This is a genomic window from Sphingomonas sp. CARO-RG-8B-R24-01 (genome assembly GCF_022662295.1).
In the GTDB taxonomy this organism is placed as follows: domain Bacteria; phylum Pseudomonadota; class Alphaproteobacteria; order Sphingomonadales; family Sphingomonadaceae; genus Sphingomonas.
The window spans coordinates 235,073-246,856 of sequence record NZ_JAKNQI010000003.1; the positions used below are offsets into that span (position 1 = coordinate 235,073).

Sequence of the window (11,784 nt, forward strand, 5' to 3'; positions counted from 1 at the left end):
ATTGCCATTTTACCGGTGTGGCGCGTCCGATTACGGCGGTGGTGGCTTAAGATAGTCCTATGCAACACGATGGTCTTCCCAGGGTCCGCGAGATCATCGATGCGCTGGGCCTGCGCTTGCGCCTGCGAGCGGAGCGGCATCCCGCCGGTACGCGCGTCGTCATGCAGCGCCCGGACGCCCCGGGCCAACCGCACGCCACGCTGGACCTGTACGGCGCCGAAGTGTTGTGGGGGTTTCTCCTGTCGGCGCGGCTCGCCGTGCCGGACGTGCTGCCCGACGAGCAGATCTTCGGCATGTGGAGTGCAACCCTGCGCCTCGCGGTCGATCCGGTCAGCAGGATCGAGATCGATACCAGCCAGTCGCGACAGCCGCTGTCGATTCCGTGCACCCTGTGGGACCGCCTGTTCGCCGAACTGTGCCTGATCCTGGCGCATGGGCGCGCGGATCCGGGGGCGCTGCGGGATTACGCGTTGCAATAGTCAAACGAACCATGGTGTTTATGCTATATTCGCAAGTATAACAGATAAGATTATGTTGCCACTGTCGTTCAACGGCCAGTTACGGTGGGATGTCCGATGTATTCCTTTGACGCCAAAACGTTCACCGGCATGCGGAACGGTACTGACTTCGGCGTCGGTCCCCAGCCCCAGTTCCGCGTCACGCTAACGTTCGTACTGGAAGACGGCATGGCCCTGTGGTCGGCGGCGCGGGCACGCCTGCTTGCCGATGCCGAAACGACCGACGAGATGGTCCACGAGACGATTGGTCCCCCCAATGCTCCATCGCTCGCGGACTGTCTCGCCGTTCTCTGCGATCCGGCCGAGGTGTTGCGCGCCAACCCGGTCCCCGGATGCCAGGCCGACGATTTCTGGGTCGACGCCATCCCGGGGTTGCCCGGCGCCCCCGTACCGGCAGCGGTGGGACTGGCCGCGCGCGGTTTCGACGGCTGAATGCGGGCATCGGCGCCGACCCGGCGTGCGGGCGACAATGCATTGTAACTGGCGATCGAACAGGCGATGGCTCTGACGCGATTCAGCGTCAGGGAACCACCGACTATGCGTCTTCTGATCGTCGAGGATGATGCCCGCGCAGCACGGTCGCTGGTCAGCGATCTGGCCGATCTCGGGCACGACTGCGTCGTCGCGGAAGATGGGCGGGTCGCATTGCTGCGCGCGACGGACGACAGATTTGACGCGATCCTGCTCGACGTGATGTTGCCGCATGTCGACGGGTTCACGGTGGCAAAGGTCCTGCGCGAGCGCGGGGTGAGCGTGCCGATCGTCATGCTGACCGCGCTTGGCGATCTGGATCAGCGCGTGGCCGGGCTCGACGCGGGCGCGGACGATTATCTGGTCAAGCCCGCCGCACCGGTGGAGATCGAGGCACGGATCAAGGCGATCCTGCGACGGACCACGCGCGCGAGCGAAAGCGGGCTGATGCGGGCCGGCGATATCGAGGTGAACGAGGTCAAGCATCGTGCGGTCCGCGGCACCCGCGTGCTCAGCCTGCCTAAGCTCGAATTCCAGATGCTGTGCGAATTGATCCGCAACAAGAACGGCGTCGTTACCCGGCAGATGTTCTACAGGACGGTGTGGAACTATGATGTCGAGCCCGCCACCAACATCGTCGAATCCTATATCCGACGGGTCCGCGCGCAGGTGTGCGCGGCGGGCGAGCGCGATCCGATCGTCACGATTCGCGGGGTCGGCTACATGCTCGTCGATCAGGGATGAGCTCCGCGCGCGCGATCGATTGACGGCCCGGGATGGCCGCACGCTGGTCGATGCGATCGCGCGGCTGCGCGGCGGCAGATTGCGGTGCGGGGATGCCGTGCGCTGACTGCGCGCAATGGCGATGCTTCGAGGGGGCACGTGAAAAACCCGGCCCGAGCGGGATGCTCGGGCCGGGTCTGTCAGGATCACCGTCTGATCTGGAAGATCAGAACTTTGCCGAAAGCTCCAGGCCCCACGTGCGCGGCGGGTTGAAGTTGGCATAGTCGCCAAGGATGCCGCCGTAGTTGGTCGAGACCAGCTGGCCGTTGGCACCGATGTTCTGGACCGGCGTCGAGTTCGCTGCCGAGCGACGGTAGATGTACGTCGTGTCGAGCAGGTTGCGAGCCCAGACCGAGACGGTGACCTTGTTATGGTCATTCACCGAGATGTCGGCGAGCGCGAGGCGGCCGTTCATTACGAAGCTCGCATCGGTCTTGGTCGGCTCGAGCTGGAAGCTGTACTGGCTGCTCGCATAGTTGCCGTCGAGATGCAGGCGGACGCTTGCATCGGCGATGTGGATCGGGGTGACATAGTCGATCGCGCCCGATGCCGCATTGTTAGGCGTGTAGACGATGTACAGCTGCTGCAGGCCACCACCCAGCGGGCTGATCGCCGACGGCGCCTTCCAGTAGGTGTAGGCATAGGAACCGGTCAGCGTCAGTTCCGGGAACGGCTTCACCGTCAGATCGGCTTCGATACCGCGGATCTTGCTGTTGCCGGCATTGACGGTCTGCTCGATGTGGCTGCCGTTGGTGACGCTCGAACCATTCGTATCGAAATAGTCGAAGTCGAACTGCGTGTTCTTGCGGTCCATGATGTAGCCGGCGAGGTTCAGGCGCGCGCGGTGCTGGAGGAAGTCCATCTTCGCGCCGATTTCGTAGGACTTGACCGCTTCAGGACCGAAGGCGTTGAACTGGAGCGAACGATCGTTCGCACCACCGGCACGGAAGCCCGTTGCATACTTTGCGTAGAGGTGGACGTCCGGGGTCGCATCGAACGCGATGTTGATCATCGGATCGAACCGGCTGATGTTGTTCTTGAACGTGAACGGCGTCGCGGTGCTGTTGGCGACCGTGGTGACCGGGTTCAGATCGGTCCGGTTGTTGACGACATAGAGCAGGCCGTGACGATCATCCTTCGTCCAGCGACCGCCGGCCGTGATGTGCACCACGTTGCCAAGCGCTTCCGGGGTGAAGGTCAGGTTGCCGAATACCGAATAGTTGTGGTCCGTCGCCGCGCTGGCGCGGGTGATGAACTGGCAGCTGTTCCGGAATTGCGGAGCGGTCGCCGCCAGCCCGTTGTTGCACGACGGATCATACTGCTGATAGCCCGAGTTCGCGCCGCTGATCGCGGTCGAATTGCCCGGGATCGGCGAACGCACGGTGTAGGCGGTGCCATCGCCGTTCCACTGGTTGCTCAGCGGCGTCGCGGCATATTCGGACGCCTGCTCGGTGTAGTAATAGCCGCCGACGACATAATCGAACTGCGGGATGCTGCCGACCGCCTGGACTTCCTGGCTGAACTGATGCTGGCGCAGGAACGACAGGCTGTAGCGGCTGAACGTACCGGTCGTGTTGATCGCGGTCGGGTTGGCGGTGTTGGGCACGAACGGCGCGAAGGTGCTGCGCTCCGGTCCGCCGGAGTTGTCCCACTGATCGGTGCTGACGCCGCGCCATGCGGTGATCGAGCGCAGCTCGATCCAGGGGGCGAGCTTGTACTTCAGGTTGGCCGAGAAGCCGTGCGTGATGTCGACGCTGGGCTGCTGCGGGACGCCGACGTCGGCGACGGTCTGGCGGTCGGGATGAACGCCGACGAGCGGTGCTTTCGGAGCGATGCAGATCGGACGTCCTGCTGCAGCCTGCACCGGGGTGATGGTGCCGCCACAGGCGACGCCGTTGAGCTGGAGCGCACCCGCCGAATTGAACGTACCGACCGGCAGGTTGCCCGGGTTGTAGTTGACCAGCTGGCTGTACTGCGGGGTGTTCTCGTCCTTCGCATAGTCATAGGCGAAGTCTGCCGTGAAGCCGTCGATCGGCTGCCAGCGCGCGGCGGCGCGGCCGCCCTTGCGGTCGTAATAGTTCCAGCCGGTCGACCCCGTGAGCGGGTCCTTCACGGTCGGATCCTGGTGCTGGTAGACGCCGTCGAACTTGAGTGAGATGTTGTAGAAGCTCGGCAGGTCGAGATGCAGGTCGGCGTTGTGGCTGCCATAGTTGCCGACGCCCGCGGTAACGCGACCGCCGAGGATGCCGGTCGGCGCCTTCGAGACGAGCGACAGCGCGCCGCCTTCGGTGTTGCGACCGAACAGCGTGCCCTGCGGGCCCTTGAGGACTTCGATGCGCTCGATGTCGAACAACGCGGCGTTGAGGCCCTGGGTCTTCCCGAGCGCGACGCCGTCGATGTAGACGCCGACGCCGCCATCACGCGCAGTCTGGTTCTGATCGTAGGGGACGATGCCGCGGATACCGATCGTCAGCGCCGACTGGCGCGCCTCGAAGGTCGCGACGCGGAGCGACGGGATCGAGCCGTCGGCGAGGTTGAACAGGCTCTGGACGTGACGATCCGTGATGCCCTGGCTGCTCAGCACGCTGATCGAGATCGGCGTCTTCTGCAGGTTGGTTTCGCGGCGAGTCGCGGTAACGACGATATCGCCCAGACCTTGCTGGTCAGACGGCGCGGTCGCCGCGTCTGCAGTCGGCGCGACGTCGCCGGCGGCCGTCGTCTGCGCGGAGTCGCCGGTCGGCGCGGTCTGTGCCACGGCGGGCGCGGCAGTGATAGCCAGCAATGCGCCGCCCATGAGCAGCTGCAGGCGGAGGCCCGATCGAACAGTCATTGTGATTTCCCCTGAACCTCGAGAATTTTCTCATTCCGGTCCAGCGGCCGCTACAACCCAATTTGGTCAGCAATGTTACAGCCAATGTCACTGAAAAAATACAGCTGCGTCATATTGGCGTCATTTTATAATGTCGGGTTGATGTTGGAACGCCAATCCAGGTATCGACGCGTGTAAGGTTAAGTAGGGCAAGGCATAGAAGGGGTTATGGCCCCACATGATGAGCAGTGTATTGTTACCTAGTCTCCAGATCTGCCTACTGTTCATTCGTTGGCGACTAATCTTAGGTTGGCAAGGGTGGCGTCAAGAGCAGACGTACTGCCCGCCTGCACAGAAAGCAGCGTCGTATGAATCCGCGTTCATGTACGAAGATACGCGCGCGTTGCCCAAGTGTCACAGTCCGCTACGCTAGGGTCGGGCAGCCCGGATACCGCTTCGCAGGGCGAAGTGGTCAGGATGGGTCAGGCCGCAAGGCCGCGGTGGAATCGCGGACCAGCAGGCTGTTGCTGTGATGCGTGTGCCGTTCGCCCGCGCGACCTTCGAGATCCGCGATCAGCATGTCCGTCGCGGCGACCGCCATTTCGAAAACGGGCTGTCGCACCGTCGTGAGGCGCGGCCACGCAATGCGGGAAACCTCGGCATCGTCGAACCCCGCGATCGACAGATCCTCCGGGATCGATAGTCCGAGTTCCCGGGCGGCGAGCATGATGCCCACCGCCATCTCATCATTTTGTGCGAGGATCGCCGTCGGTCGATCGCTCCGCTCGAGCAAGCGACGGGCGGCCGCATAGCCGCCATCGAAGGTGAACAGTCCCGTCTCGATCCGGTCGAGCTGCAATTGGCAGCCGGCATCACGGAATGCCTGGCCGTACCCGATCAGCCGTGCATCGGTCGCGGCATGGGTTGGATCGCCTTTGACGATGCCGATGTCGCGGTGGCCGAGCGACAGCACGTGCGCCGCGACGGCCTGCGCGCCGGCGACGTCATCCAGCAGGGTCGACGACCCGAGCTCGAGCTGGCGCGACGGCGCGATTCGCGCGTACCGGATCCCCGCCGCCTCGAGCTGCGCGAGGATCAGCGGATGATCCGATGCCGGTGGCGCCAACACGACTCCGTCGAGCGCGGCGGCGCGCAGCAACCCGACGATCTCGGATGCATTGTCCTGCGCCGACTGGATCGGGATGACGATCAGGCGATAGCGTTCGCCTTGCAGGCGGTCGAGCACGCCCATCTGCAGTTCCACGACATAGCTCGCGCTGGGCTTTTCATAGACCAGCCCGATCAGGTGCGACCGACGTCGCACCAGCGACTGGGCGAAGACGTTGGGATGATAGTTGAGCGCGGCGGCGGCGGCGCGGACGCGGTCTTTGATCGCCTCGCTGACATGGGGTTCATCGTTGAAGACGCGCGACACGGTTTTCGTCGAGACGCCCGCCTGGCGGCCGACATCGACGATCGTGGTGCGTTTGATTTCACGAGACAGGAAACGGTCCTCCAAGGCGGCTTGCTCGATATCACAGACGCGGTCGGGGCTGACAACGGTAGCATTCCGTATCGCCTTGCTTCGCAGCGCGTCACCATCAACGCGCGGCCCGGCCGACGGTTTGCGATCCTGCATTGATGCGACACAAATCGTAATTGACAACGTAAGACAAAATGCTATCGCTACCAACAGGGTAAGCTGACCAAGACGGTCGGCAACCAGCCGTGGCTCAGGGGGGTCGCGGAACAGGAGGGGACGTCATGAAGGGTTTCTGCCCGGCGAGCATGCTCGCGCGCACCACATCAACCATCGCACTTGCAGTCGGCCTTGCTGTGCCGGGCTATGGTTTTGCGCAAACCGCGCCCGTGATCGCACCCGCACCCGCGGCCGGCGCGGAAGTCACCAATGCACAGCCGGTGTCACAGGATCCCGTGAACACGCCGCCGCCGATTTCTGACGACATCGTCGTTACCGGCATTCGCGCCTCGCTTGAACGGTCGATCGACATCAAGCGCAATTCCTCCGGGATCGTCGACGCGATCTCGTCGCAGGATATCGGCAAGTTCCCTGACACCAACCTCGCCGAATCGCTTCAGCGTATCCCGGGCGTGTCGATCAATCGCCGCAATGGCGAAGGCGCGCAGGTCACCGTTCGCGGCTTTGGTCCCGACTATAACATGGTGACGCTAAACGGTCGCCAACTGGCAGCGTCCGACCAGACCTCGGTCGGCGGCGAGAACGACTTCACCCGCAGCACCGGTCGATCGTTCGACTTCTCCAACCTTGCATCCGAAGGCGTGAAGACGCTCGAGGTCTACAAGACCGGCCGCGCCGCGATCCCTTCGGGCGGCATTGGCGCCTCGATCAACGTCGTGACCCGCCGCCCGCTCGATGCCCGCGAGAGCGGTTTCAACGGGTCGTTCGGGGTGAAGGCGGATTACGACACGAGCGCGGATGCCTGCATCAGCTGTGGCAGCCACGTCACGCCGCAGGCCTCCGGCTTGCTGAGCTGGTCGAATTCGAACCACACGTTCGGTGCGTCGTTGTTCGGCAGCTATCAGAAGCGCAATTTCTCCGCGGTGAGCGCGTCGGTCAACGGCTGGAACATCAGCACGCTTGCGGCCTTGCTCGATCCGAGTGGCAGCCACGTCAACGCCGCCACCAAGATCAACAACGCGCCGTCCGACCCTAACACCCTTGTCGCCCGGCCCGACGACGCGCGCTACCACTTTGCCGAAGACACCAACGAGCGGATGAACTTCCAGGGTTCGTTGCAATTCAAGCCGACCGATCGGCTGTTGCTGACAGCCGATGGACTGTTTGCCCAGAACCGGGCTTCCGAACGGCGTTCGGACGAGGCGAACTGGTTCGCCGGCTTGTTCGACGAGATCACCTTCGACAAGGGTCATGAAGTCAGCACCGCAACCTACCTGCACGAGACGAACAACGGCGCGCAGAAGGATTCGGGCGCAGAACAGCAATATCGTGCGCAGAAGAACCAGCTCCAGGACTTCGGGCTGAACGCCCGGTGGGAGCTGACCGACAATTTCACCGTCACCGCCGATGGCCATGTCGGCTTGTCGAAGAGCACGCCGGATAACCCCAACGGGATGAGCTCGACGCTGATTTCGCTGTCGATCCCGCTGCTGGCGCAGCATTCGTGGGATTATTCGAACAACGGCTTCCCGGTCCAGACCGTCCAGTTCAGCGATCCGGCGACGCCGGCTCCCGGCAACGCGATCATCAAGGGCAACGGGAACGGCAAGCTCGACGTCGGCGATCTCGGCAGCCAGGTCGGTCGGCAGATCTCGACCAGCCTGCGGCAGACGATCAAGGAAGGCCGGATCGACGCCGGCTGGGATCTGGGCGGGGGGAGCCGTTTCGACTTTGGCGGCGACTATCGCAAGACCGACACGCTCTCGACCCAGACGACCTATTACCAGACGCTGGGCGACTGGGGTAACAACTTCCCGGGCGACGTCCAGAAGATCGCACCGGGGCAAGTCTCGCAATTCTGCCTCGTCTGCAAGTTCACCCATTTCGATCCGAAAGCGAGCGGCGACGGCCTGGTCGCCTTCCGTACCGAAGACGCGACCGCGCTCTACAACGCCCTCAGCGGGGCATACGCAAATACGCCTGGCCATGCGAACGGCGTGAACGGCTATGGCAACGACCGGGTCCAGGAAGACATTTGGGCGGTGTACGGCCAGGTGACCTGGAAGGGGCAGCTCGCTGGGCATGACGCGGCGCTAGTCGCCGGTGCGCGCTACGAGCAGACGAAGGTCAAGGCAAGCGGCGTGCTCTATGCGCCCGCCGATATCCGGTGGCAGTCCGACAACGACTTCACGCAGGACCTAATCTTCGACAGCAAATACCTGCAGAACACGTCGGGTCGGGGGAAGTACAACAATCTTCTGCCGTCGATGGATTTCCAGTTCAACATCAAGCAAAATCTGATCGGTCGCTTCTCGGCAAGCCGTACGATCGCACGGCCGACCTACAACAACCTGTTCACGTCGGCGAGCGTGGGGAATCCGAACGACGCGACCGCCGTTGGTGGTCAGACGGGCGGAAACTCCGGCAATCCAAACCTGAAGCCGCTGGTTTCCGACAACTTCGACGTGGCGCTGGAGTGGTATTTCAAGCCCGGCAGCTATCTGTCGGTCGGTTTCTTCGACAAGCGCGTCCACAACTTCATCGGCACCTCGGTCGTCCCGCAATCGCTTTATGGTCTGCGTGATCCGTCCTCGGGCGTGTCGGGCCGATCGGGCACCGCAAAGGCGCAGCTGCAGACGATCGGGGCGGACGTCACCGACGTCAACCTGTTCACCTACACCGCGTTGCTAGTCCAGAACAACGGCAACACCGCTGCCGCGACCAATACCTTCCTTGCGAACTACAACACGGTCAATCGCTCGCTGACGCAATCCTTCGTCGACTCGACGCTGAATGCGGTCGACATCATTGCCGATGCCAACGACCCACTGTTCACGTTCAACGTCAGTACGCCAATCAACAACAAGGATGCCGAAATCTACGGCATCGAGTTGGCGGGCCAGTACTTCTTCGGGCAGACGGGAATCGGGGTCGCGGCGCAATACACCCATGTGAAGGGGGACGTCGGCATCAATGTTGCCGCGCCGATCAACCAGGATCAGTTCGCGCTCCTCGGCCTGTCCGACACCGCGAACGCCACGCTGATCTACGACAAATACGGCATCTCTGCCCGCTTGTCGTACAACTGGCGTGACAAGTTCCTGTCCGGGGTCAATGCCGACAGCTATCACAGCCCCCGCTTCACGGCGGCGCATAGCCAGGTCGATTTCAACGTCAGCTACGATGTCACCCCGCACATCGCCGTGTCGATCGAAGGGATCAACATCTTCGAAGATGGTCTGAAGATCTACGGGCGTTCGCCGAACGAGATCTTCTTCATGCAGGAAGGCTCGGCGCGCTACCTGGCAGGGGCGCGGTTCAAGTTCTGACGGAGCGCATCGGCGATCGAAGCGGGAAGGGCGGCGGTTGAGCTCACCTTCCCGCTTCGTCTCGTCGATCAGTCGGTGAAGCTACAGCCATGCCCGCGCACGCCATCGATCGACGACGTTTCTTGACAACGTTGTCAATGATTGCGAACGTGCCAACGGGTTGTACGGGAAATGAATTATGGATCGGCGGGATTTCATCAAGGCCAGCATGCTGGGGGCCGCCGTCGCCGGAAGCACGGGCAGTGCGCTTGCCACTATGACTCCGAAGGCGCCGGCCGGGTCGCTGTCCTTTCCCGATGATTTCCTGTGGGGCTGTGCCACCGCATCCTATCAGATCGAAGGCGCGGTGGCCGAGGACGGGCGCGGCCGGACCAATTGGGACGTCTTTGCGCATACGCAGGGTCGGGTCGCCAATGGCGATACCGGCGACGTGGCGTGCGACAGCTACCACCGCTACCCCGAGGATATCGCGCTGCTGAAAGGCCTTGGCGTGAAGGCGTATCGCCTGTCGCTGGCCTGGTCGCGGATTTTCCCGGAGGGGCGCGGGACGCCGAACCAGAAGGGCGTCGATTATTATAACAAGCTGATCGACGCGCTGCTCGTCGCCGGGATCACGCCCTACGTCACGCTGTTCCATTGGGATCTGCCGGAAGCGTTGCCGGGCGGCTGGCAATCGCGGGATACGGCGTCCGCCTTTGCCGATTATGCCGGCTACATGGCGGGCAAACTGTCCGATCGCGTACACCATTTCATGACCGTCAACGAGCTGCGGTGCTTCACCGACATCGGGCATATCGAGGGGCGGCACGCGCCCGGCCTGCGCCTGCCGCCGGCGGCCGGCAACCAGGTGCGTCACCACGGCGTGCTCGCCCACGGGCTTGGCGTCCAGGCGATCCGCGCGCATGCGCGCCCGGGAACGCAGGTCGGCCTGGCGGACAATTCCAATTTCTACGTGCCCGTGATCGAGACGCCCGAGCATATCGCGGCCGCAAAGACCGCGGTGCGCGAGGAAAATGCGATGTTCCTGACCGCGATCATGGAGGGGCGCTACACCGATGGCTATCTCGCCCGCGAAGGGGCGAATGCACCGCGCGTCGCGGCCGGGGACATGGCGGCGATCGGCAGCCCGCTCGACTTCGTCGCGCTCAACATCTACGCCCCGAATTACGTCCGGGCGGATGCGGGGCCGAGCGGCTACAAGATCCTGCCGCATCTCCCGTCATCGCCGCGGATGGCCTCGCCCTGGCTCTACGTCGGCCCCGAGGTCGCCTATTGGGGGGTGCGGACAGTCAGCGAATTGTGGAAGCCAAAGGCGATCTACATCTCCGAAAACGGGACCTCGGCGGATGATCCGGTGGTCGACGGCCGGATCGACGATAGCGACCGGATCATGTATTTGCGCAACTATCTCGCCGAGTTCCACCGGGCGACGGCAGAGGGCTATCCGCTCAAGGGCTATTTCCTGTGGAGCCTGATGGACAATTTCGAATGGGCGGATGGCTATACCAAGCGGTTCGGGATCCACCACGTCGACTTCGCTACGCAGGTGCGCACGCCCAAGCTGAGCGCTGCCTGGTATCGCGAACTGGTCCGGCGCAACACGCTGGTGTGAACGACTGGGGCAATGGTCGCGACGAGGGGCGTCGCGACCAGGGGGTCAGCGCTTCTTGACGAATTCGGCGCGGAGCACGAGGCCCTTGATCCCGTCGAACCGGCAGTCGATCTCCTGGGCGTCGCCCGTCAGGCGGATCGCCTTGATCAGCGTGCCGCGCTTGAGCGTCTGGCCAGCACCCTTGACGGTCAGGTCCTTGATCAGCGTGACCTGGTCGCCGTCGGCAAGGACGTTGCCGACCGCGTCGCGAACGACCACGGCGTCGCCAGCGGGGTCGCCCTTGGCGGCGGCATCGACCGCACTGATCCATTCGCCCGAGGCTTCGTCATAGACGAAGGCGTCGCCCTCGCCGCGGTCGTCGTCCACCATGCTCATCCCTTGATGTTGACCATCGCGACGGGCTGACCCTTGGTGGTCGGGTTGGACGCATTCGCCTTCGGCGCCTTTTCGGCCTTGGGCTTGCGTGTTTCCTTGTTCGACTTCTTCTGGCTTTTCGCCATCGGACATACCTCAGGGGCGGAAGGCCCGCAGCCTTCTAGCGCGAAGACGCCCATATGGCGGCATCAATTCTGTTCGTCGCGCCGATCCCGCAGGTTGACCGA

General features: G+C 63.3%; 10 protein-coding genes. 6 read left to right on the forward strand and 4 right to left on the reverse strand.

The features are described 5' to 3' along the window. Positions 1-59 precede the first annotated feature (59 nt). From L8G49_RS08980 to L8G49_RS08990, 3 genes are all read left to right on the forward strand, one after another. The gene (locus tag L8G49_RS08980; protein WP_242139703.1) at positions 60-479 is read left to right on the forward strand and encodes a hypothetical protein; all 420 of its coding nucleotides are present in this window, start codon (positions 60-62) and stop codon (positions 477-479) included. A 129-nt stretch (positions 480-608) separates the two neighbouring features. Continuing rightward, positions 609-950, forward strand: a complete 342-nt coding sequence (locus tag L8G49_RS08985) for a hypothetical protein (protein WP_242184475.1) — start codon at positions 609-611, stop codon at positions 948-950. Between the two features lie 105 nt (positions 951-1,055). Further along, positions 1,056-1,733, forward strand: a complete 678-nt coding sequence (locus L8G49_RS08990; RefSeq protein ID WP_242139701.1) for a response regulator transcription factor — start codon at positions 1,056-1,058, stop codon at positions 1,731-1,733. Between the two features lie 205 nt (positions 1,734-1,938). On the opposite strand, the gene L8G49_RS08995 is transcribed toward L8G49_RS08990, so the two are convergent. Continuing rightward, entirely contained in the window at positions 1,939-4,602 is a 2,664-nt protein-coding gene (locus L8G49_RS08995) for a TonB-dependent receptor (protein ID WP_242184486.1), read from the reverse strand. A 451-nt stretch (positions 4,603-5,053) separates the two neighbouring features. Beyond that, entirely contained in the window at positions 5,054-6,016 is a 963-nt protein-coding gene (locus L8G49_RS09000) for a LacI family DNA-binding transcriptional regulator (protein ID WP_242184506.1), read from the reverse strand. Between L8G49_RS09000 and L8G49_RS09005 the strand changes: the two genes are divergently transcribed. The 3 genes from L8G49_RS09005 to L8G49_RS09015 all read left to right on the forward strand — a co-directional run bounded on the left by L8G49_RS09005 (position 5,987) and on the right by L8G49_RS09015 (position 11,182). Beyond that, the gene (locus L8G49_RS09005; protein WP_242184509.1) at positions 5,987-6,223 is read left to right on the forward strand and encodes a hypothetical protein; all 237 of its coding nucleotides are present in this window, start codon (positions 5,987-5,989) and stop codon (positions 6,221-6,223) included. The genes L8G49_RS09000 and L8G49_RS09005 overlap by 30 nt on opposite strands. Before the next feature lie 122 nt (positions 6,224-6,345). Then, positions 6,346-9,570, forward strand: coding sequence for a TonB-dependent receptor (locus L8G49_RS09010; RefSeq protein WP_242184512.1), 3,225 nt, complete (start codon positions 6,346-6,348; stop codon positions 9,568-9,570). 178 nt (positions 9,571-9,748) lie between these two features. After that, entirely contained in the window at positions 9,749-11,182 is a 1,434-nt protein-coding gene (locus L8G49_RS09015) for a GH1 family beta-glucosidase (protein ID WP_242184522.1), read from the forward strand. Between the two features lie 45 nt (positions 11,183-11,227). Here L8G49_RS09015 and L8G49_RS09020 read toward each other — a convergent pair whose 3' ends face one another. Next, positions 11,228-11,551: an alkylphosphonate utilization protein gene (locus tag L8G49_RS09020; protein WP_242139696.1), complete on the reverse strand. Its 324-nt coding sequence runs from the start codon at positions 11,549-11,551 to the stop codon at positions 11,228-11,230. A gap of 2 nt (positions 11,552-11,553) precedes the next feature. Continuing rightward, complete coding sequence (locus L8G49_RS20990; RefSeq protein ID WP_269724634.1) at positions 11,554-11,682, reverse strand: hypothetical protein; 129 nt, start codon at positions 11,680-11,682, stop codon at positions 11,554-11,556. Between the last annotated feature and the right edge of the window lie 102 nt (positions 11,683-11,784).

What these genes read in the sequence shown, in the direction of transcription:
- L8G49_RS08980 (WP_242139703.1), top strand. Translation starts at nt 60, where the DNA reads ATGCAACACGATGGTCTTCCCAGGGTCCGCGAGATCATCGATGCGCTG.
- L8G49_RS08985 (WP_242184475.1), top strand. Translation starts at nt 609, where the DNA reads ATGCGGAACGGTACTGACTTCGGCGTCGGTCCCCAGCCCCAGTTCCGC.
- L8G49_RS08990 (WP_242139701.1), top strand. Translation starts at nt 1,056, where the DNA reads ATGCGTCTTCTGATCGTCGAGGATGATGCCCGCGCAGCACGGTCGCTG.
- L8G49_RS08995 (WP_242184486.1), bottom strand. Translation starts at nt 4,602, where the DNA reads ATGACTGTTCGATCGGGCCTCCGCCTGCAGCTGCTCATGGGCGGCGCA.
- L8G49_RS09005 (WP_242184509.1), top strand. Translation starts at nt 5,987, where the DNA reads ATGGGGTTCATCGTTGAAGACGCGCGACACGGTTTTCGTCGAGACGCC.
- L8G49_RS09010 (WP_242184512.1), top strand. Translation starts at nt 6,346, where the DNA reads ATGAAGGGTTTCTGCCCGGCGAGCATGCTCGCGCGCACCACATCAACC.
- L8G49_RS09015 (WP_242184522.1), top strand. Translation starts at nt 9,749, where the DNA reads ATGGATCGGCGGGATTTCATCAAGGCCAGCATGCTGGGGGCCGCCGTC.
- L8G49_RS09020 (WP_242139696.1), bottom strand. Translation starts at nt 11,551, where the DNA reads ATGGTGGACGACGACCGCGGCGAGGGCGACGCCTTCGTCTATGACGAA.
- L8G49_RS20990 (WP_269724634.1), bottom strand. Translation starts at nt 11,682, where the DNA reads ATGGCGAAAAGCCAGAAGAAGTCGAACAAGGAAACACGCAAGCCCAAG.